Source organism: Roseibium aestuarii (assembly GCF_008477545.1).
GTDB lineage: Bacteria > Pseudomonadota > Alphaproteobacteria > Rhizobiales > Stappiaceae > Roseibium > Roseibium aestuarii.
This window is the reverse complement of record NZ_VORA01000001.1, coordinates 1,963,892-1,985,538: the sequence shown is the minus strand read 5'-3', so window position 1 is coordinate 1,985,538 and position 21,647 is coordinate 1,963,892. Positions and strand designations below refer to the sequence as shown.

The 21,647-nt window shown below is 66.1% G+C and carries 16 protein-coding genes; 6 read left to right on the top strand and 10 right to left on the bottom strand.

All coding sequences use genetic code 11. The features are described 5' to 3' along the window. Positions 1–61 precede the first annotated feature (61 nt). The 6 genes from fhuB to putA form a co-directional block, all read right to left on the bottom strand. Positions 62–2,170 carry a Fe(3+)-hydroxamate ABC transporter permease FhuB gene (gene fhuB, locus FR728_RS08420; RefSeq protein WP_188318820.1) on the bottom strand — a complete coding sequence of 703 codons (2,109 nt, stop codon included), beginning with the start codon at positions 2,168–2,170 and terminating at the stop codon, positions 62–64. Further along, positions 2,163–3,101, bottom strand: a complete 939-nt coding sequence (locus FR728_RS08415) for an ABC transporter substrate-binding protein (protein WP_149892100.1) — start codon at positions 3,099–3,101, stop codon at positions 2,163–2,165. The genes fhuB and FR728_RS08415 overlap by 8 nt, the downstream gene beginning before the upstream one ends. Beyond that, a complete protein-coding gene (locus tag FR728_RS08410) occupies positions 3,098–3,913 on the bottom strand; it encodes an ABC transporter ATP-binding protein (protein WP_149892099.1) in 816 nt (271 codons plus the stop codon). Before FR728_RS08410 ends, FR728_RS08415 begins: the two co-directional genes overlap by 4 nt. 24 nt (positions 3,914–3,937) lie before the next feature. Further along, the gene (locus tag FR728_RS08405) at positions 3,938–6,061 is read right to left on the bottom strand and encodes a TonB-dependent siderophore receptor (protein ID WP_149892098.1); all 2,124 of its coding nucleotides are present in this window, start codon (positions 6,059–6,061) and stop codon (positions 3,938–3,940) included. Between the two features lie 163 nt (positions 6,062–6,224). After that, a complete protein-coding gene (locus FR728_RS08400) occupies positions 6,225–7,118 on the bottom strand; it encodes a helix-turn-helix domain-containing protein (protein ID WP_149892097.1) in 894 nt (297 codons plus the stop codon). 142 nt (positions 7,119–7,260) lie between these two features. Continuing rightward, the gene (gene putA, locus FR728_RS08395; protein WP_149892096.1) at positions 7,261–10,737 is read right to left on the bottom strand and encodes a bifunctional proline dehydrogenase/L-glutamate gamma-semialdehyde dehydrogenase PutA; all 3,477 of its coding nucleotides are present in this window, start codon (positions 10,735–10,737) and stop codon (positions 7,261–7,263) included. Positions 10,738–10,828: 91 nt separating this feature from the next. Between putA and FR728_RS08390 the strand changes: the two genes are divergently transcribed. The 3 genes from FR728_RS08390 (at position 10,829) to FR728_RS08380 (ending at position 15,093) form a co-directional block, all read left to right on the top strand. Continuing rightward, positions 10,829–11,317 carry an Lrp/AsnC family transcriptional regulator gene (locus FR728_RS08390; protein WP_149892095.1) on the top strand — a complete coding sequence of 163 codons (489 nt, stop codon included), beginning with the start codon at positions 10,829–10,831 and terminating at the stop codon, positions 11,315–11,317. A gap of 100 nt (positions 11,318–11,417) precedes the next feature. Beyond that, positions 11,418–11,960, top strand: a complete 543-nt coding sequence (locus FR728_RS08385; RefSeq protein ID WP_149892094.1) for a biliverdin-producing heme oxygenase — start codon at positions 11,418–11,420, stop codon at positions 11,958–11,960. 589 nt (positions 11,961–12,549) lie between these two features. Next, the gene (locus FR728_RS08380) at positions 12,550–15,093 is read left to right on the top strand and encodes an HWE histidine kinase domain-containing protein (protein WP_149892093.1); all 2,544 of its coding nucleotides are present in this window, start codon (positions 12,550–12,552) and stop codon (positions 15,091–15,093) included. A 45-nt stretch (positions 15,094–15,138) separates the two neighbouring features. On the opposite strand, the gene FR728_RS08375 is transcribed toward FR728_RS08380, so the two are convergent. After that, the gene (locus FR728_RS08375) at positions 15,139–15,600 is read right to left on the bottom strand and encodes an Lrp/AsnC family transcriptional regulator (protein WP_149892092.1); all 462 of its coding nucleotides are present in this window, start codon (positions 15,598–15,600) and stop codon (positions 15,139–15,141) included. A gap of 105 nt (positions 15,601–15,705) precedes the next feature. Between FR728_RS08375 and FR728_RS08370 the strand changes: the two genes are divergently transcribed. Both FR728_RS08370 and FR728_RS08365 read left to right on the top strand, forming a co-directional pair. Then, on the top strand, positions 15,706–17,163 hold the full coding sequence (locus FR728_RS08370) for an aminotransferase class V-fold PLP-dependent enzyme (protein ID WP_149892091.1): 1,458 nt from the start codon (positions 15,706–15,708) through the stop codon (positions 17,161–17,163). Next, on the top strand, positions 17,163–17,945 hold the full coding sequence (locus FR728_RS08365; protein ID WP_149892090.1) for a class II glutamine amidotransferase: 783 nt from the start codon (positions 17,163–17,165) through the stop codon (positions 17,943–17,945). The genes FR728_RS08370 and FR728_RS08365 overlap by 1 nt, the downstream gene beginning before the upstream one ends. Positions 17,946–18,482: 537 nt before the next feature. Here the strand turns inward: FR728_RS08365 and FR728_RS08360 are convergent. Further along, on the bottom strand, positions 18,483–19,766 hold the full coding sequence (locus tag FR728_RS08360; protein WP_149892089.1) for an O-acetylhomoserine aminocarboxypropyltransferase: 1,284 nt from the start codon (positions 19,764–19,766) through the stop codon (positions 18,483–18,485). 108 nt (positions 19,767–19,874) lie between these two features. Then, the gene (locus FR728_RS08355) at positions 19,875–20,351 is read right to left on the bottom strand and encodes an Lrp/AsnC family transcriptional regulator (RefSeq protein WP_149892088.1); all 477 of its coding nucleotides are present in this window, start codon (positions 20,349–20,351) and stop codon (positions 19,875–19,877) included. A 115-nt stretch (positions 20,352–20,466) separates the two neighbouring features. Here FR728_RS08355 and FR728_RS08350 point away from each other — a divergent pair, with 115 nt between their 5' ends. Then, positions 20,467–21,009, top strand: coding sequence for an RBBP9/YdeN family alpha/beta hydrolase (locus tag FR728_RS08350; protein ID WP_149892087.1), 543 nt, complete (start codon positions 20,467–20,469; stop codon positions 21,007–21,009). Here FR728_RS08350 and FR728_RS08345 read toward each other — a convergent pair. Next, the gene (locus FR728_RS08345; RefSeq protein ID WP_149892086.1) at positions 21,000–21,539 is read right to left on the bottom strand and encodes a CoA-binding protein; all 540 of its coding nucleotides are present in this window, start codon (positions 21,537–21,539) and stop codon (positions 21,000–21,002) included. The genes FR728_RS08350 and FR728_RS08345 overlap by 10 nt on opposite strands. Between the last annotated feature and the right edge of the window lie 108 nt (positions 21,540–21,647).

The window sequence follows — 21,647 nt, the reverse complement described above, 5'->3', positions numbered from 1 at the left end:
AAAGGTCCGGATCTGGCGGAAAGACTGGTCTAGAGAGGGCGGCAGAGCGTGTCGAGAAGGGTCAGTGCAATCGTGACCGGCCGTTGCCCAGCAGCCACAGCAGATAGGGCCCGGCCAGAAGGCTGGCGATGAGCCCCAGCGGTAGCTGGTAGGGGAAGGCCAGTTGGCGCGACAGCCAGTCGGAGATCACGAGAAGCATGCCGCCGCAAAGCGTGCTGGCGATGACGTGGGCACGGCCGTGGGCGAAGCCGCCGAGGCGCGCCAGGTGCGGGGCGACCAGTCCGATGAAGCTCAAGGGTCCGATGCTGAGGGTGGCGAGCGCGGTGGCCGCGGCGCCAAGCGCGATCAGGGTCAGCCGGGCCGGGCGCAGGGGCAGGCCGAGGGAACGGGCCAGCGGGTCGCCCAGACTGAGGAGATCGAGCCAGCGCCCGAGGCCCAGAAGCAGCGCCACGAGCCCGAGGGCGGATCCGGTCAGGGCCAGCCCTCCGGCGAGGGTGGCGGACTGGGTGGAACCGGTCATCCAGGCCACCAGCTGGTAGGAGACCGGGGTGCCCATCGCCATGACGGCGGACAGGATCGCGCTGCAGAAGGCCCCGAGCGCGACGCCGCCCAGAAGCAGGCGCTCGCGGCTGAACCCGGCGCGGGTGGCCAGCCGCAGGATCAGAAGCGTCGCCAGCAGAGCGCCTGTCGTGCTGGCGGCCAGCCGTAGTTCGCTGCCAGCGAGCGGCACGATCAGCAGCATCAGGCACAGGCCGACGCCGCTGGCCGCGCCAACCCCAAGGATTTCCGGCCCGGCGAGCGGATTGCCGGAAAGCTTCTGCAGGATCACTCCGGCGGTGGCGAGCAGGGCGCCCCCGGCGAGTGCGGTCAGGATGCGCGGCAGACGCCAGGGCAGCATGTCTGCGAGATCGGCGCCGGTGACGAGCTGCCAGCCTTGCCCATTGCGGCCGAGGCAGAGCGCCAGCGCACAGGCCAGGACAAGGCCGAGAGCCAGAAGGGCGAGCCGTGCGGGGCTCTGCTGGAGAGGTCCGGTGGGCGCGGGCGGGAGGGATCCGGTGTCCCGTCTCTCGCCGGGGCGCAGCATGGAGAGGCGCGGCAACACCCAGAGCAGCAGCGGCCCGCCCAGCAGCGCGGTGGCGGCCCCAGCGGGAATGCGGTCGAACTCCCGGCCGATGGTGAGAGCGAGCGCGCTGTCAGTCACGCTCAGCAGGGTTGCGGAGATGACGAGGGCGGAGAGGGTCTGACCGCCGGATGAGGTGCCTGATGCGGTCCCCGAACCTCCGGTCGCGGCAATCCGGGCGAGTGCAGGACCACCCAGGCCGATGAAGGCGATGGGCCCGAGATGGGCGGTGACGGCAGAGGCCAGGCCGGTGGCCAGGGCCAGCAGCACGATGCGCAGGGTGATGACCGCAAGGCCAAGCCCGCGGGCGGCCCGGTCATCGAGGGAGAGAAGGGTCAGCGGGCGGCGCAGGAGGACGGCGCAAAGGGCAACGGCAAGGGTCAGCGTGCCGAGGATCCCTGTCGCCTGCCAGTCCTGCTGGACGAGTGACCCGCCGCCCCAGACGAAGAGAGAGAAGACATAGTCACCGTTGAAGATGATCAGGGCGGCGCTGGCAGCGACCGCCATCATGGTCAGCATCATGCCGCCCAGCACGACGGAGACCGGATCAAGACCCTTGCGCCAGGTCAGGCTCAGAAGCAGGGCGACGGTGCCCAGGCCGCCCAGAAGCGCCACGGGTTCCCGGCCCAGCGTCAGGAGGGCGGGCAGGAACAGGGTCGCGATGGCAAGGGCAAGCTGCGCTCCGGCGGTGATCCCGAGGGTTGCGGGCTCGGCGAGCGGATTGCGCAGCACCCGCTGGAGCAGCAGGCCCGACAGGCCGAGCGCGGCCCCGGCCACCAGCCCTATGGCGAGGCGAGGCAGGAGCGCCGAGGCGAAGGTGAGACGGGCGAGGGAACAGGCGCCGGAGGCATGGCCGCTCGCAGGATCAGGGGCGGTCTTGCAGGTCACGACCTCCTGCCATCCCAGATGGAGCCGCAGGGCAATGAGGAGCAGGGCGGAGGCGGTAAGGATCGCGGGCAGCCGGCGCAACAGATCCGGCGCAAGGCGGGCGGAGCCTGCTGCGACGGCTTGCGCAGGGCCGGAGGCGTGAAGGGGCAGGCGGTCAGTCATGGCCGAGCCCCTCCAGCCCGTCGGTGATCTCCGCAGCAAGGCGCAAGGCGGTCGGCACGCCGCCATAGTGGTTGTGATCGCCGGTCCAGACGATCCGGCCTTCCCGAACCTGAGGCAGGGCCTGCCAGACGGGGTTGCGGGCGAGTGCGGCCCGAAGATCCTCCGGCGTCGGGCCGACCACGATGACGTCTGCCTCGGGCATCCGGGCGAGCGCGGTGACGGGCACCGGGGCCGATGCCGAGTAGCTGGTGGGGCCTTCCCAGGCCCCCGGACGGCCGAGGCCTGCAAGCACGCCGCCGACAAGGCTTTCCGGTCCGAAGACCCGCAGATGCCGCGCGTCCCCCAGGTTGACCGCGATGGCGGGGCGCTCCGGCCGATCTGAGAGCTTCTGCCGTCCCGCGTCAAGCGCGTGGTCGAGGGCGGACAGGAGCTCCTGGGCCTGAGTTTCCCGGTCAAGCAGCGCGCCAAGGCGGGTCACAGCGTCGCGCGCCAGATCCAGAGCCGGGCGGTCGGGAGTATAGGTTGCAAGGGAGAGGACGGGGGCGATGCGTTCGAGCTGCGGCCGCATGGCTTCGTAGAAGCCGGAAATCAGGATGAGATCGGGGGACTGGGCCTGCAGAAGTTCCAGATTGGGCGCGCCGCGCAGGCCCATGTCGAGGGTGTCGGCGGGAAGGTCGTGTCCGATGGGCAGGCGGCGGTACTGGCGCAGTTCGGCGGCAAGCAGGACGGGCACGTCGAGCGCGACGACGGTTTCCAGCAGGGCCCAGTCGAGAATGGCGAGGCAGGGGCTGTTATCCGGTCTGGCCGGCGCGGCGATCGCCCGGTTATGGGCCGCGCCCGCGAGCAGCGCCAGGTTTCCGCCCACGGCGCTGACAAGGACACCCGTCAGGCCGGCCAGAACCGCGCGGCGGTCAGGATCTGCGGCTGTCATGCGGGGAACCCGATCGGCTTGCCGCTCGCCGGGTGGGGCATTGTGTGCATCTCCACCCGGTAGATGCGGCTGAGCACGTCCGCCCGCATCACCGCGTCGGGGGTGCCATTGGCAATCACGCGCCCCGCCTCAAGGGCGACGATGCGGTCGGCAACCCGGGCGGCCATGTTGATGTCGTGCAGCACGACGACGGCGCTCATGTCGCGGCTGCGGGCCAGATCGCGCAGCAATTCGAGCATGTCCACCTGATGGGGAATATCGAGCGCGGAGGTCGGTTCATCGAGCAGAAGGCAGCGGGTGTCCTGGGCGATCATCATGGCGAGCCAGGCGCGCTGACGCTCCCCGCCGGAGAGGCTGTCGACCACGCGGTCTGCCATGGCGGTCAGGCCGGTCGCGGCAAGTGCGTCCTCCACCTTGTCCCGGTCGCGGTGGCTGAAGCGGCCAAGCGTGCCGTGCCAGGCGAAGCGGCCGAGGGCCACCAGATCGCGGACGCGCATGCCATCGGAGGACGGCGGAAACTGGGGCATGTAGGCGAGCAGCCGGGCCAGCTCGCGCCCGCCATAGTCCGTCAGGCGCTGCCCGAGAAAGTGGAGGCTGCCCGCATCCGGCCGGATCTGGCGAGCCAGAATGTTCAGAAGCGTGGACTTGCCCGATCCGTTCAGGCCGATGAGGGCGTGAACCCTGCCGGCCTCGAGGGAAAGGGTGAGGGGCGGAAGGATCTCCCGCCCCTGACGTTCAAGGCTGATGCCGTCGAGCTGGAACAGGGGCTCCCGGTCCGTGAGGCTGGCGACCGGGCCGCTGGCTGTGGTCATGGGATGTCCCTGTTCCTGTTCGGGTTACCAGGTGGCGCGGGCGCGCAGCATCACGGTGCGGCCCTCGCCGTAGTAGCAGTAGGCGGAGGTGTTGCAGGCGGCCACATAGGTGGTGTCGGCAAGGTTGGTGACGTTGAGATCGACGCCCCAGTTGTCGCGGGAATAGCCCAGATGGGCATCCACCAGCGTCACGTCCGGCACTTCGTAGAGGTTGGCATTGTCGGCGAAGGTCTTGCCGACATAGCGCAGGCCGCCACCGATGGAGACACCGTCGAGGGCGCCGCCGAAGAGCGTCTCGTCGAAGCCGTATTCCAGCCAGAGCGCGCCCTGGACCTCGGGCGCCGCAAGCGGAACCTTGCCCACATTGGCCGCCACCGTGTCCTTGGTGATCTCCAGATTGTAGGCGGTGAACGCTGCGGTCGCCGTCAGGTTGTCGAGGATCTCGCCCTTGGCTTCCAGCTCGATGCCGCGGGAGCGGACTTCGCCGGTCTGGATCTTCTGCCAGGCATTGACCGGGTCGTCGGTCTGGACGTTCTGGCGGGTCAGATCGAAGACCGAGGCGGTGATGAGGGCGTTCATGAAGGTCGGCTGGTACTTCAGTCCGGCCTCGTACTGGACGCCGGTTTCCGGCTCGAAGGCATCGCCGGCAAAGGTGGTGCCGATCTGCGGGTTGAAGAAGCTCGCCACGCTGACATAAGGCGTCAGGCCGTTGGCGAATTCATAGGCGAGGCCGGCGCGGCCGGACAGGGCGCCATCGGTGGAGGTGGTGCCGTTGTTGTCGGTCCAGACCTGATCATAGCGGCCGTTGAAGGTGGCGATGAAGCCGCCGCCGAAGCGGATCTGATCCTGCGCATAGGCGCCGAGCTGATGCTGCTCGAGGACCGTGTCGGCGCCGACCGCATAGGTCTCGCCGGCGGCGCCATAGACCGGGTTCAGCACGTCGATGGCGCCGGCAGAGCCATAACCGGAGGCGCTGCGGTTGCGGTAGAACTTGTAGTCGGTGCCGGCCAGCAGGGTGTGGTCCAGGGCGCCGGTCGCCAGCGTTCCGGTCAGGCTGGTGTCGCTGACGAAAGTGTCGGCGCTGGTGCGTTCCTTGAAGGTGCCGCGTCCAAGCTCGGTGGCGCTGGCGTAATAGCCGTAGCCCAGCACCTGCTGCTCGCCGACATTGACGTGGGTGAAGCGCGACTTGTGGTCCAGGGACCAGCCATTGTCGAAGGCGTGCTGCAGGTCATAGCCGAAGGAAAACTGGGTGCGGGTGTAATAGTCCGAGCCCGGTTCGCTGCCGTTGAAGTCCGGATCGATGCGGCCGAAGGCGGCGCGGGTCACGGTGCCTTCATAGGGCAGCCAGGTGCCGGCGATATGGGTCTCGTCGACGGCGGTGTAATTGCCCAGAAGGGTGAGCTTCGTGCTGTCGTTCAGGTCGAGCCGCAGGCTCGGGGAGATGACGCCCTTGAAGTTGTCGTCGAAGCCGTCGTCCTGCTTCTGGCCTTCCAGATGTCCGGTCACCCGGTAGGAGGCGACGTCGTTGATCGCATCACCGATGTCGAAGGCGGTCCAGGCGGTGCCTTCATCGGCGGTGCTGACGCCGGTCTCGACCGAGCGGATGCGCTTGCCGTTGGCCACTTTCGACACGTAATTGACCAGACCGCCCGGATTGGAGCCACCATAGAGCACGGAGGCCGCGCCCTTCAGCACCTCGATGCGTTCCAGCGTGAAGGGATCGACCAGGGTGGAGCCATAGCCGTTGAAGAAAAGCGGCATGCCGTCGAGATAGACGCCGGTCTGGGTGGCGTCGAAGCCGCGGATGAAGATCCAGTCCGTGTCGCTGTCGGCGCCGTAGGGCTGGGCGAAGACGCCGGCGGTGTAGCGCAGGGCCTCATCAGCCTTGGTCGCGCCGCGCTCGCGGAATTCAGCCGCGCCGACGACGGAGACCGACTGGGGGATCTCGTTGAGCGGGGTTGCGGTTTTCGATCCGGTCAGGGTGGCGTCGGCGACATAGCCTTCCACGGCGCCGGTTGCGGCTTCGTCGCCGGGAGCCGTTTCCACGGTCACCTGCTCCAGGCGGGTGGTGGTGTCCTGAGCGAAGGCGGAATGGCCTGTGAGCGCGGTGCTGGCCAGGAAGGCCGCGGCGAGAATGCCCCTCGTCATTGTGTCATGCCCCGAAGTCTGTCTGGGAGAGTGGCCTTCCGGATAAGGGCCGGAAGGGTGATGAAGATAATTCGGAGTCATTAAGTCAGGTTTTCCGTCGGGGCTTGTTCGTTTCTTCGGTCTCTTGAACGAAATTCCGGCAAATGTTCCGGTCCGCGTGTGTTCAGCCGTCGAGGCTGCGCAGCCAGGCGCCGGGCGTCGTGCCCTCGAAGCGGCGGAACACTCGGGTGAAATGGGCCTGGTCGGCAAAGCCCGCGGCGAGGGCGGCCTCGGTGGGGCTCAGGCGCTGGTCGCGCAGAAGCCGCTTGGCCTCCTGCACCCGGCGGGCCATCTGCCAGCGGTGGGGCGGAAGACCGGTGGACTGCTTGAAGGCCTCGGAGAAATAGGAGGGCGACAGGCCCACCAGATCCGCCAGTTCCTTCAGCGAGATGCTGCGCGCCACATTCTCGGAGATATGGTCCATCACCTTGCGCAGATGGCGGGCAGGCAGCTTGCCGCGCTGGGCCCGGGCGGCGGGCCTCGGACGGGCCAGAAGGGTGACAAGTGCCGTCACCAGGCTCTCGCCATAAAGATCGTCCAGCCCGTCTGGATCGGCGGTCTCCCGGCCGATGAGCCGGGCGACTTGCAGAAGACGCGGATCGGTCAGGGAGAATTGCGGAGCCTGCAGAGCCTCGTTCAGGGACACCCGGTCCAGACGTCCGGCGAGCCGCTCCGACAGGGAGGCCATGTCCAGATGCAGATCGAGATGGCGCATCGTCCCTCCCGGAGAAATGCGCGACCAGATTGGCATTTCGGCCGGGATGAAGCATAGCGGCCTCTCGGGAGACAGCGCATGTTCCGGCCCGCTGTCTGTGCTGCGCAGGTTGAGGCGCAGATCGGCGTCGCCTTCCAGCATCATGAAGAGCCGGGGCGCACGAGACACATAGTGGCCTTCCGCGCCTTCCGCACAGGAGACATTCCACACGTCGGCAATGACCCCCGGCCAGGCCCGGCAGCGCAGCTCCTCCAGCACGGTGACGCCGGAGATGCGGCTGTTCATGTTGGGATGAAAGGTCACGAGCGGCACATTCGCTGGGAAGTCGGAGACGATGGGCACTTGCCGCAGGGGCAAAGCGTGTCTCGCGCTCTAACGCAAAAAACCGGACTTTTCCAGTCCGGTTTTCGCATTCTTCATTCTGGGTTCCCGCAGGGCGCGACGGTCAGGCCTTGCCGGCGATCTGGGCCGACTGGGCCAGCAGGGCCGCGTTGCCGCCGGCTGCGGTGGTGTCGATGCAGACGTGGCGCTCGTGGAAGATATGACCCGTGTCCGGCTGACCGGCGATCAGCGGCAGGATGGGACCGTCCCTTTCGGACAGCGCCTGGGCATAGGCGCGGGCCTGCGTTTCATCGCCCCACCAGACCACGGCCGAGAAGCCGTCCAGTCCGATCAGGTCCTGAGGCGCGAGGCGACCTCCCTCGGCCACCGCATTGCCGCCCATGGCGACGATCAGGTCGCGCTGGCGGTTGGCGGCCGCCTCTCCGGGGCCGAGGCAGAGCACCGGCTTGCGGGCGATCCGCGACAGGCGGTTGCTTTCACCGGTGGGCCCGGGCAGGTCCTCGCTGATCACCGGGCGCTCCGCATCGGCTGTCGCCAGCAGCTTGCGCAGTTCGACGAGATCTGCCGCGCGGTCGCTGGCTGCCGTCATCTCCGCCAGTCCGCTCTCGACCGGGTGGGCCTTGAAGCGGGACAGATAGGCCGGGCCACCCGCCTTCGGACCCGTTCCGGACAGGCCTTCGCCGCCGAAGGGCTGGCTGCCGACGATGGCGCCGATCTGGTTGCGGTTCACATAGACGTTGCCGACGTGCATCTTCTCGCTCACCGCCTTGACGCGGGAGGTGATGCGGGTGTGAAGGCCAAAGGTCAGGCCGTAGCCGGTGGCGTTGATGGCCGCCACCACGTCATCCAGCTGTTCGGCGCGGAAGGTTGCCACATGCAGCACCGGACCGAAGATCTCGCGCTTCAGATCGGCAATGCCGCTGACCCGGATCAGGGCGGGGCCGACGAAAGTGCCGGTGGCGGGAGCGTCGAGCTGCTTCACGAGACGCCCCTCGGCCCTCGCCACCGCGATGTGGTCGCGGATGGTCTTGGCCGCCGCGTCATCGATCACCGGACCGATATCGGTGGTGAGCAAGGCCGGATCGCCGAGCACCAGTTCATCCATCACGCCCTGAAGCATCTCGATGAAGGCCGGGGCGATGTCTTCCTGCACATAAAGGCAGCGCAGGGCCGAGCAGCGTTGACCTGCCGATTGGAAGGCGGAGGACACGACATCGCGGGCGGCCTGTTCGGGCAGGGCGGTGCTGTCGACGATCATGGCGTTGAGCCCGCCGGTTTCGGCGATCAGCGGGGCATCCGGCGCCATGTTGGCCGCCATCGCCCGGCGGATGCGCTGGGCGGTCGCCGTGGAACCGGTGAAGGCCACGCCGTTGACGCGCGGGTCGCTGGTGAGGGCTGCGCCGACGGTGGCGCCGGATCCGATCAGAAGCTGCAGGGCTTGCGCCGGAACACCGGCCCGGTGGAGCAGGGAGACCGCATGGGTCGCAATCAGCGGCGTCTGTTCGGCGGGCTTCGCCAGCACTCCGTTTCCGGCCGCAAGGGCGGCTGCGATCTGGCCGGAGAAGATGGCCAGCGGGAAGTTCCAGGGGCTGATGCAGGTGAAGATGCCTTGCGGCGCCGCCGGTTCATGGTCTGCCGCATTGGCTGCGTAGTAGCGCAGGAAGTCGACGGCCTCGCGCACCTCGCCGACGCAATCGGCGAGGGTCTTGCCGGCTTCTGCCGCCAGAAGGGCGAAGAAGGTCGCGGTTTCGGCCTCGTAGAGATCGGCTGCCGCATTCAGGATGCGCGCCCGCTCTTCCACCGGCGCATCCCAGGGGCGTGCGGCGGCAAGGGCGGCGTCGACATCCTCGGGCGAGGCGATCTTCACGGTGCCGATGGTGGCACCCGTTGCCGGGTTGTGTGCCGACGCGGTTACGGTGCCACTGAGGCGCCCGGCGATGCTGGAGAGGGCGAGATCCGGCCGGGTGCGCCGGCGTGCCTCGTCGACTTCGGCCAGCGTGATGCGGCTGGACAGGTCGTGGCCCTGGGAGTTGCGGCGCGCGGCTCCGAAGAGGCCCGGCCCCTTGGCGAGGATCGGGCTCGGCTGGAAGCCGAGAGCCTCGGCTTCCGTCAGCGGGCAGGCGACGACTTTCTCGGGCGCGATGCGCTCGTCCACGATCTGGTTGACGAAGGAGGAGTTGGCCCCGTTTTCCAGAAGCCGGCGGACCAGGTAGGCCAGCAGGTCGCGATGGGCGCCCACAGGCGCATAGATGCGGCAGCGGGTGCCGTTGTCGCCCTTGACGAATTCATGCAGCTTCTCGCCCATCCCATGCAGGCGCTGGAACTCGAAGCAGTCCTTCGGCAGGTCGCGGGCCAGATGCAGAACCGCGGCCATGGTGTGAGCGTTGTGGGTGGCGAATTGCGGATAGATCCGGTCGGTCATGGCCAGCAGCTTGCGCGCATTGGCAATGTAGCTCACGTCCGAATAGGCCTTGCGGGTGAAGACGGGGAAGTCGGGCAGGCCTTCCACCTGCGCATGCTTGACCTCCGCATCCCAATAGGCGCCCTTGACGAGGCGCACGGTGATGCGCCGGTCGAGGCGGGTGGCGGTTTCGTGGAGCCAGTCGAGTACAGCACCGGCCCGGCGCGAATAGGCCTGGACCACCACGCCGAAGCCGTCCCAGCCCGCGAGCCCCTCATCCTCCAGAACCCGCTCCATCACCTGAAGCGACAGGACCAGCCGGTCGGCCTCCTCCGCATCCACGTTCAGGTTCATGTTGGCGGCCTTGGCCTGCAGGGCCAGATCGCGCAGCACGGGCACGAGCTCCGCCAGAACCCGCTCTTCCTGGGCGACCTCGTAGCGCGGATGCAGGGCGGAGAGCTTGACCGAGACGCCCGGATTGTCGCGCATGTCGGGGCGGGTGCAGGCGGGCGTCAGCGCCGCGATCGTGTCGGAATAGCTCTTCTTGTAGAACTCGGCGGCGGCCCGGGTCATGGCGGCCTCGCCCAGCATGTCATAGGAATAGGTGAAGCCCTTGGCCTCCTGGCGGGTGGCGCGTTCCATGGCCTTCTGGATGGTCTCGCCAAGCACGAACTGGCGGCCCATCTCTCGCATGCCCTGGGCGACGGCGGCGCGGATCACCGGCTCTCCCAGACGCTTCACGGCACCACGGACGATACCGGTGAGGCCGGGCTTCTCGCCGTCCAGAACCTTGGAGGTGAGGGCGAGGCCGATGGTCGAGCTGTTGACCAGCGCCGAGCGGGAGTGTCCCCGGTGAGCGGACCAGTCGTGCGGCACGATCTTGTCCTCGATCAGGTCGTCGATGGTGGCCGCATCGGGCACGCGCAGCAGCGCTTCGGCCAGACACATGAGCGCGATGCCTTCTTCCGTCGACAGGCCGTATTCGGCGAGGAAGACCTCCATCAGGCCCAGGCTGTCGTCCTTGCGGATGCGGCGCACGAGATCGGCGGCGGCACCGACGATGGCGCTGCGATCGCTCGCGGTCAGGTTGGCCTGCGCGGCCAGCTGGCGCAGCAGGGCGGTTTCGTCGGTCAGCTTGAGGGCGTCGATGGCATCGAAGGTGTCGCGGGCAGCGCGCATGTATTGCCTCCTGTGGCGTTTGCGCTATTCTACTCTCGCCCTGGACTTCAAACCGTCCAAAATAATTTTCTGAGCAGACGATCGGACTAAAATGCAGGCCAAAGACACGCCAAATGAAATTGTCGAGCTGGACCGGATCGACCATGCGATTCTCAACATTCTGGCGGTCGATGGACGCATCTCCATGACGGCGCTGGCCGAAAAGGTCGGCCTGTCGAAGACGCCGGTGCTGGCGCGGGTGCGCCGGCTGGAGACGGAAGGGGTGATCCTCAACTATCGCGCCACCCTGTCCCCGGCGAAGCTGGGGCGCAGTCACATCGCCTTTGTCGAGGCGCGGTTGCTGGACACGCGCGAGGCGGCGCTGAAGGCCTTCAACGATGCGGTGGCCAAGGTGCCCGAGATCGAGGAATGCCACATGATCGCAGGCGGTTACGATTATCTGCTGAAGGTCCGGACCCGGGACATCGCCGAGTATCGGAGGGTGATGGGAGAGAAGATCTCCTCCCTGCCGCATGTGTCCTCGACCAGTACCTATGTGGCCATGGACACGGTGAAGGAGACGGCGCTGCACGGCCTTTGAGATGTCGACAGCATCTTGACGGCGGCGGGGTGATCCACATAAGAAAAGAAGCCGTAAGTATCTGGCTTGATTATAGTAATTCTAAACTGACTGGTGGGTCATGACCAAGGTTTCTTCCGTGGGCGACGATATTCGCTTCCATCTGGCCCGCGAAACTCGCGCCCTTCACGACGTGGTCGACCAGCAGGCGGAGTTCAACGATCTGCACACGGCTGAGGGCGTGGCGGGGCTGCTGCGCTTCTTCCGCAAGGGCTTCGGCCGGATCGAAACCGCGCTCGAGCGGTCGGGCGCCGAGGCCGTGCTTCCGGCTTTCCCCGAACGCCGCCGCGCCGCGCTCATCGATGCGGATCTCGCAAGCGGGTCCTCTGGTGAGATCCCGGCAGAGGCCGCTGCGGAGGACCTGGTCTTCCTGTCGCCCGCCGAAATCTGGGGTGCGCTCTATGTGGTGGAAGGCTCCCGTCTGGGCGCGCGGATGATGGCACGCGCTTCCGATGCCACGCGGGCTTCCCGCTTCCTGTCTGAATCGGCCGAGTGCCGCTACTGGCCGACCTTCCTTGCCGCCCTGAGCGAGGCGGATGCAACGCTTGCCGATCGCGATGGCATGGTCGCCGGTGCCCACAAGGCCTTCCGCGCCTTCCTCTGACGGGGATCAAACCTCTCGCTTCTTGAAAAAGCCACGTGCGGGTGTGAGGGCCGGCGCGTGGCTTTTCACATTTGCGCCCTGGCGTGAAACACTGGGGCTCCTGCCGGCCCGCATTGTTCCAGTCGAAAAATGGGTGGCTGCCTGAGACACTTTTTCCGCTGGTACGCAAGGGGCACTGCGTATTAGGGGGCTCAGAATGTCTTGCGTCCGGGCCATAGCAGGCGCCCCGTCGTCGGCGGATCAATCCCGGGTTGCGACTGTGATCATCCCTCCCTGTTTTTCAGCCTGAGCGTCCTCAAGGGCTTAGGAAGTTTTCCTCAGGGTCCGTTTCGAAAAATACGTAATAGTATGTATATCCGGAAAATTAATTTGATCCCTGTTTCCGCACCGGTAATATTTCCGAGTTCGCAGATGCGTTTCGGTTCTGAGGGGGAACGAGACGTCTCTTTATCTTGATCGCGCGGCCGCATGCGCCACTTTCATGCGTGTTGCGCGAAGTTCGACTGCCTCTCCTCGATTCTCCACTTCACTGCTTTGCGTCCTGCCACTGCGGGATAAGTCCTCACACCGCGTAACAGGCAAAGGCTCAATGGAAATCGTCGACCTGGGAAATTGCGAGCGGGAGCCGATCCACCTTCTCGGTGGTGTTCAGGCTTTCGGGTGTCTGTTTGCCTTCTCGAATGACTGGTTGCTGGCGCATGTGAGCGACAACTGCGAGCGTTTCGCGCGCCAAGCACCCGATGACCTGCTCGGCACTCCGGCGGCCAACATCTTCTCCCGCGACAGTCTGCACGACATGCGCTCGCGGTTGCAGTGGATTCAGTATTCCGATGGTGGCGAACGCATGTTTGGCGTCGACGTGTTTGGCGACGGGCGCAGCTTCGACGTGGCCCTGCACAAGTCGGAAGATCTCATCATCATTGAGGTCGAGCTGACCCATCATGCGCACCGACTGGACGCCATGTCCGTCGTTCGCTCGATGATGTCGCGTCTGGGCACCGACATCCGCTTCTCGGCCTTCCTGGAGCAGGCCGCTCGACAGGTGCGCTTCGTTACCGATTTCGACCGGGTGATGGTCTATCGCTTCCTGCCCGACGGATCGGGCGAAGTGGTGGCCGAATCCCGCAGTCCGCAGGTCGATAGTTTCCTCGGGTTGCGCTACCCGTCCTATGACATCCCGCCGCAGGCTCGCCAACTCTATCTGCGCAACCAGTTCCGCATCATCGCCGACGTGGACGGCGAGGTGTCGCGGCTGGAGCCGCCGCTGCGCTATGACGGCCGTCCGATCGACCTGTCTCTCAGCGTGCTGCGCTCGGTCTCGGAAATCCATCTGGAATATCTGCGCAACATGGGCGTCAAGGCGTCGCTGTCCATCTCGATCATCGTCGATGGAAAGCTCTGGGGCCTGTTCGCCTGTCACCATTATGCGCCGAAGCTGATCGGCTTCGACCGGCGCACCGCCGCCGAGCTCTTCTCCCAGATGTTCTCGCGGGAAGTGGCCAAGCGGGAACAGGACGAGATGCTGACGGTTGAGGCCCGGGCGCGCGCCCTGCATGACCGGGTGATGGCCTCCGTCAGTGTCGAGGGATCCGTCTTCGACAATCTGAAGGACTATCTGGAAGCCTTCATGGAGGTGGTGAGCTGCGACGGGGTCGCGATCCTGGTGGACGAGGACTATGCGAGCCTGGGGCTCGCGGCCTCGCCGGAGGATGTGAAGTCCTTGCGCAAGCTGCTCAACCGGTCGGCTGCAAGCCGGGTCTTCTCGTCCAACCGGCTCTCCACCCTGATGGGCGAATCGGACTTCACCCTGCGTATTCCCGGAGTGCTTGCGATCCCCGTGTCCCGTCGCCCGCGCGACTATCTGCTCTTCTTCCGGGGTGAGGTGGTCCAGTCGGTCACCTGGGCCGGCAAGCCGGAGAAGGCGATCGAATACGGGCCGAATGGCGCACGCCTGACGCCGCGCAAGAGCTTCGAGGCCTGGAAGGAAGAGCTGACCGGCCAGTCCGAGCACTGGACGCGCTCGGACCTGCGAATCACGGAAGTCCTGCGCACGACGCTGCTGGAGGTGATCCTGCGCTCGGTCGATGCCAATGATCGCCTGCAGCAGGAGGCCAACCGGCGGCAGGACACGCTGATTGCCGAGCTGAACCACCGGGTGCGCAACATTCTCACCCTCATCCAGGGCGTGGTGTCGAAGACCCGGCAGATGTCGCTCTCGCCGGAGCATTTCACCGAGACGGTAAATGGCCGCATCGGCGCGCTGGCGCGAGCCCATGACCAGATCACCCGGGGCAACTGGTCGCCCGGGCCTCTGCGTCTGCTGCTTGAGAACGAGATCCGAGCCTATTCAGAGGAAATCGGCGATCAGGTGGATCTCTCCGGTGACCCGGTGATGCTGGAGCCCCAGGCCTTTTCCACCATCGCTCTCGTCATGCACGAGATGGTGACCAATGCTGCCAAATATGGCGCATTGTCCCGCCCGGAGGGCCGTCTCTCGGTGACCTGGAAGATGAACCCAGATGGCTCCGTTCTGATTGACTGGCAGGAGCGCGGCGGCCCTGCGGTCGGCAAGCCGAGCCGGCGGGGCTTTGGCTCGACGATCATCGAGCATTCCGTTCCGCACGAGCTGCACGGGGTGGCGGAGATCGACTATCAGGAGGCGGGCGTCAGTGCCTTCTTCCGGATCCCGGCCCGGTTCTGCCAGCGCGATCTCGATGAAGGTTACCGGGCCCCGGCTCATGATGTTCCCGCACCGAAGGAGATTGCCGTGGACGCACGCAAGGGCAGGGTTCTTCTGGTGGAGGACAACGTGATCATCGCCATGGATGGCGAGGACATGTTGCGCGAGATCGGTTTCAAGGAAGTTGTCCTGGCCAACAGCGTCTCGTCCGGCCTGCGCCGGGTGGACGAGGGCGGCATCGACATGGCCGTGCTGGACATCAACCTGGGGGTGGAGACCAGCCTGCCGATCGCCGAGCGGCTGCTGGCCGATGGCACGCCCTTCATCTTCGCCAGTGGCTACGACGACACGTCGTTCCTGGAGGACCGGCGCTTTGCGAAGATCCCGGTGCTGAGCAAGCCCTTCACCAAGCAGATGCTGGTGGAAGCCTTCGGCGGAGAGATCGAGCGCTGACGCGCGGGCAGACCGTCTCTCGGAAATTTCAGGCGACCGTGCCGTTCACAGCGGCAGGTCGCGGCTGTCGGCGATCGCTTCCATGGTGATGTAGGAGGTCACGGTCTCCAGCTCCACCTTGTCGATCAGGGCCTGATAGATCCGGTCGAAGGCATTCATGTCCTCGACCATGATCTTCAGCATGTAGTCGTAGTCGCCGGCGAGGCGGAAGAAATCGATCACATTGGGAATGGCGATCACCTGGCGGCGGAAGGTTTCCAGCCATTCGCGCGCGTGGTGGCGCGTGCGCACCATGACGAAGACCGTCAGGCCCAGCCCGAGCTCCTGCGGGTCGAGGCGGATCGTGTGTCCGCGGATCACGCCACGTTCCTCCAGCACCTTCAACCGGCGCCAGCAGGCATTCTGGGACAGGCCGACTCGGTCCGCGATCTCGCGCTGGGAGAGGCGGGCGTCCTGTTGCAGGACCTTGAGGATCTTTCGATCAAGAGGGTCGAGAGCGTGCTTCATGTTGGGTCATATGACACAATATGCCCGTGTCGTCCCGAGAAATCTGTGATGAAATCCAAGGCCTGCCGATCATAGCATCCGGTTCTCAAGCCCCGGAGCGATCAAATGACCCCAGATCATGCTGAAACCCTTCTCCAATCCTTCCGCGACAGCCTCGCCGGGCCGGACCATCTTGCCCGGCTGAGCGCAGGTGTCATCGGCGAGGGGCGGATGATCGACGGAGGTTTCGGCCCAAAGCCGCTAATCTATGCGGATTACGTCGCCTCCGGCCGGGCCCTGCGCCAGGTGGAGCATTTCATCCTGGAGGAGGTGCTGCCGCTTTATGCCAATAGCCACACGGAGGCCTCCACCTGTGGCGCCTTCATGACCCGGCTGCGGCGGGCGGGGCGGGCCGCAATCGCGCGTCTCTGCGGCGCGGACGCGAGCCATGCGGTGATCTTCTGCGGCAACGGAGCAACCGCCGGGCTGAACCGGCTGGTGACGCTGCTCGGGGTCTCCGGTGCGGTGGCGCGCGGCGAGCGGCCGCTGGTGCTGATCGGTCCCTACGAGCATCACTCCAACATCCTGCCATGGCGCGAAAGCGGGGCGGAGGTGATCGAGATCGGCGAAGCGGAGACCGGCGGTCCGGATCTGGGCGAGCTGGAGCGGGTGCTGCGGACGGCGGATCCCGAACGGCTTGTCGTCGGCGCCTTTTCCGCCCTGTCCAATGTCACGGGGATCCTGACCGGTGTCGCCGCCGTCACAGCACTCTTGAAGCGGTATGGGGCGCTCTCGGTCTGGGACTATGCGGGCGGCGGGCCCTATCTGCCCATCGACATGGGGCAGGGGATGGATGCGGTGGTGGTGTCGCCGCACAAGTTCGTCGGCGGGCCGGGGGCGTCCGGCGTGCTGGTCCTGCGCCGGGATGCGGTGCGCGAGACCCGGCCGAGCGTTCCGGGCGGCGGGACGGTGCGATTCGTCTCGCCCTGGGGCCATGACTACAGCACCGATGTGGCGGTGCGCGAGGAGGCGGGCACGCCCAACGTGCTTGGGGATATCCGCGCCGCGCTCGCCTTCCTGGTCAAGGATGCCATCGGTCAGGAGGTCATGGACCGGCGACACGCGGCGCTGAAGGCGCGGGCGCTGGAGGTCTGGGGAAACTGCCCGGAGATCGAGCTGCTCGGCCAGCCGCAGAAGCGCCACAGTCTTCCGATTTTTTCCTTCCGCATCCGTGACATGCGCGAAGGTGGCAACTTGCATCCGCAACTTGTCACGCGCATGCTCGCAGATCTCCACGGGATTCAGGCGCGCGGTGGATGCGCCTGCGCCGGCCCCTATGCCCATCGGCTGCTGGGGCTGGATCAGGACCACTCCGAAGCCCTGCGTCAGGCCATCCTGTCTGGAGAGGAAATGGAAAAGCCGGGCTGGACCCGGCTCAATCTGAGTGTCCTGATGAGCGACAAGAAGGTCGAGACCATTCTCGGCGCCGTGGCGGAGCTGGCGCGTGCGCCCTATCCGTCCTGTCTGGCCTATGAGGCCGATCCTTCCACGGCCCGGTTCCGGGTGCGGGCGGAGGCGGCCTGATGTGTCGCTGGGCGGCCTGGAGCGGGACTCCGAAATATCTCGAGGAACTGGTCTGCGGACCGGAACATTCGCTGGTGCATCAGAGCCGCAACGCGGTCTCGTGCAAGACGCCGGTGAATGCGGACGGGTTCGGCATGGCCTGGTACGACAGCCGTCAGGCGCCCTGCGTCTACAAGGACGTGCGACCGGCCTGGTCGGATGCGAACCTGCTGCAGCTTGCCCATCATGTGCGCTCGCCGCTGTTTCTCGCCCATATCCGCGCCTCCACGGGCACGGCCACGAACCACGAGAACTGCCATCCCTTCACCTCCGGCCGCTGGTGCTTCATGCACAACGGCCAGGTGGGCGGCTATGAGCGGGTGCGCAAGCGGCTCGATGCGCTGATCCCCGATCACCTCTATCGCTACCGCACGGGCGCGACCGACAGCGAGGCCCTGTTCCTGATTGCGGTCGGCTACGGTCTCGACGCGGATCCGGTGGGGGCGATGGTGCGGGCGGTGAAGGATGTGGAGCAGATCGCCCGCGAGGCGGATGGCCTGCCGCACATGCGCTTTGCCGCCGCCTGGTCCAACGGGGAGAGCCTCTTTGCGGCGCGCTATGCCTCGGATCATCTGGCGCCGAGCCTCTACTACCGGCGCTTCGCGGAAGGCACGACCGTGGTGTCCGAACCGCTCGACAAGGCGCCTGATGCCTGGGTCGAGGTGCCTCATTGCAGCATCCTGCAGGTGACGGGGGGCGAGGTGCGCGAATTGCCCTTCCGCGCGGTCTCCGCCGCAGCCTGAGCGAAACGTGAAAAGGGCCCGCAGTGCGGGCCCACTTGGTGCATGTCGTGTCTTGCCGGTGCGTCGTCATGCTGATCAGGTTCTTGGCGCACGGCTCCCGGATCTTCGGGCCTTGCCTTCGTTCGGGAGGACGGTGGAGGGACTTTGCCAGAGGGGGATAGCCTTTCGGAAGGTCAATAACCGCTCCGCCGTCCCGGACGCAGCGCAAGCGGAGATCCGGGACCTCACAACCGACGCTCCAATGGATATTCGAGAGAAGAGTGGGTCCCGGCTCAGGGCCGGGACGGCGCGGCGGAGGGACGAGGCTTCGGCAGCACTCTCTTCCTCGTCATCCCGGGCAAGCGTAGCGCAACCCGGGATCGGTGAGCCAGAGATCTCTCTTGTCCCGTCCTTGAGCTTTCTGGTCCAGTGGCTATGGGGGGCGGGGCTCATCGATGCCGGATCTTCAGGCTCTGCCTGCGTCCCGGGCGCGAATGTCAGATGGTTCGCTGACCTGAAGGGCCCGCAGAGCGGGCCCTTCTTGCATGGTTTGTCGGCTCAGAGCGGATCGAGCGCCTGGGCCAGATCGGCGATGATGTCGGCCGCATCTTCCAGACCGATGGAGACACGCACCACGTCCGGCCCGGCACCGGCGGCGGTCTTCTGCGCGTCGGTCAGCTGGCGGTGGGTGGTGGAGGCCGGATGGATGATCAGCGACCGGGTGTCGCCGATGTTGGCCAGATGGGAGAAGAGCTGGACGTTGGAGACCAGCGCCACCCCCGCGTCATAGCCGCCCTTCAGGCCGAAGGTGAAGACCGCGCCGCCGCCCTTGGGCATGTAGGTCTGCTGCAGCCCGTGATAGGCATCGCCCTCCAGCCCGGCATAGGACACCCAGCCCACCTTGTCGTGGCCCTTCAGGAAGGCCGCGACCGCCTTGGCGTTGTCGCAGTGGCGCTGCATGCGCAGGGGCAGGGTCTCGATCCCGGTCAGGATCATGAAGGCGTTGAAGGGGGAAATGGCCGGGCCCAGGTCGCGCAGGCCCAGCACGCGGCAGGCGATGGCGAAGGCGAAGTTGCCGAAGGTCTCGTGCAGGACGAGGCCGTCATATTCCGGGCGGGGCTTGGACAGCATGGGATAGCGGTCGTCGGCCGACCAGTCGAAGCTGCCGCCATCCACCAGGATGCCGCCCATGGAATTGCCGTGGCCGCCCATGAACTTGGTCAGCGAGTGGAGCACGATGTCGGCCCCGTGCTCGATCGGGCGGCAGAGATAGGGAGTGGCCAGGGTGTTGTCGACGACGAGCGGCACCCGGTGCTTGCGGGCAATGGCGGAGATGGAGGCGATATCGGTGACCACGCCGCCCGGGTTCGCCAGGCTTTCGATGAAGATCGCCTTCACCGTGCCGTCGATGGCCGCCTCGATGGCGCCCATGTCGGCCGGGTCGACCCAGCGCACGTTCCAGCCAAAGCTCTTGAAGGAGTGATTGAGCTGGTTGATCGAGCCGCCATAGAGCTTGTTGGCGGCAACGATCGTGTCACCGGGCTGCATCAGGGCGTGGAAGGCGAGCAGCTGAGCCGCGTGACCGGAGGCCGTGGCAAGGGCTGCCGTGCCGCCCTCAAGCGCTGCGACGCGCTCTTCCAGAACCGCCGTCGTGGGATTGGTGATGCGGGTGTAGATGTTGCCGAAAGCCTGAAGGCCGAACAGGGAGGCCGCATGATCCACGTCGTCAAAGACGAAGGACGCGGTCTGGTAGATCGGCGTCACACGGGCGCCGGTGGACGGGTCGGGCTGGGCACCGGCGTGAATCGCCAGGGTGGAAAAGCCGGGAATTCCTTCGCTCATCAAATGTTTCCTCCTCGTAAGTTTTGCGCAGTGTGGCGGAGGGGACGACACCCGTAAAGGGGCAGAGCTCTTTATGAAGCAGCGGGTGCTTCCCCGTGGCTCGCAGGCCTAGAGACGGCGCAGGAGCTCCCGTCCGAGCGGCTTGGCGGGTTCGCTGCGCAGGACGAGCGCGGTCTTGACGGCGCCATGACGGGCGACCGCGTCGACGATGGTTTCGAGCTGACCCGGATCCGGCACCAGGACCTTGAGCAGGAAACAGTCTTCGCCCGTCAGCCGATGAACCTCGATGACGTGCGGCATCTCGGCAAACTGCTTGAGGCAGGGCTTGATATGCTCATGGGTGGTGGCGACGCGGATCAGGGCCATCATGCCAAGTCCTAGCGCCTCGGGTGAAATGCGAGCGCCATAGCCGGTGATGACGCCTCGCTCTTCCAGCCGTTTGACCCGCTCGGATGTGGCGGGTTGGGAGAGGCCGATGCGCCGGCCCAGTTCGGAGATGCCGATGCGCGCGTTCTCCTGCAGGATCTCGAGGATGGCGATATCCGTCGGATCGAGGGGTGGACGGGATGTCGCTGTCTTTTGCATGGTCGACCTTTAATTCATCGGCTTTAGCATCTCTTTCCCGATGAATTCCCATTCCTGCGCCGGAATTTCATCGGCAAGCTGTGCTGATCTCAGATCATTGCGGAAGGACGCGACGATGGAAATCCTAAATTTGCCGGGGATCGGAAATTCAGGGCAGGACCACTGGCAAAGCCTTTGGGAAGCAGGCGACAATCGCTTCTTGCGGTTTCAGCCGACGAGCTGGGATGCGCCGGAGCTTGATGACTGGATTGCTGCGCTGGACCGGGCAATCGGCGTCTGTTCCGCACCTCCCGTTCTCGTGGCGCACAGCCTTGCCTGTCTTCTTGTGGCGCATTGGGCGGCCCGGACAAGAGTGCCGATTGCCGGGGCCCTTCTGGTGGCGCTCCCGGACCCTGACGGCGCTGCGTTTCCCGATGCAGCGGCCAGTTTTCGCCCGGTGCCGGCAAAGGCCTTGCCGTTTCCCTCGATGGTGGTGGCCAGCTCGAACGATCCCTATGGCTCCGTTGCCTATTCTCAGGCGCAAGCTCGGCTGTGGGGAAGCCGCTTTCTGGTGTTGGGCGATCTGGGGCACATCAACGGATCGAGCGGGCTGGGCGTCTGGCCGGAAGGTCTGGCGATTCTGTCAGTGTTTATCGGATCGCTGACGGCTCAGCCATGATCGTCGGCGAGGCCCCGGCGCTGGAAGCCCTGCTTGAGGACCGGGCGTCGGGAGGAGATGGTGCGGGAGTTCACGCCCATCCAGCCGATCTCGCCGGAGAGGCGGCCGTATTCGATCTTTGGGCAGCGATCCATGACGACCCGGATCCCGGCGGCTTCCGCCCGGGCGGCGGCGGCGTCATGGCGCACTCCCTGCTGCATCCAGATCACCTTCGGCAGGGTGCCGGAGGTGGTGCCGCGTCCGAGGATCTCGTCGATGATCCCGGCGGCGGCCTCCGCATTGCGGAAGATGTCCACCATGTCGGGGGTGGCGGGCAGGTCCTTAAGGCTGGCATATACCGTCTGGCCCAGAAGTTCGCTGCCGGCGAGGCCCGGATTGACCGGCCAGACCTCATAGCCCTTGGCGAGAAGATATTTCGTCACGAAGTGGGAGGGACGCACCGGGTTGGCGCTGGCGCCGACGAGGGCAATGGTCTTCACCTCGTCCAGGATGGCCTTGATATAGGCGTCGGGGTAGGCGTCGTGATTCATGCAAGTCACTCTCGTGCTTCGAAAACCGCTCCATCCAGTCAGGAAACGCCGGCGCTTGCAACGGCTTTTCCCGGCGCCGGCAGCACGATCGGGATCCTGCGGTCTCAC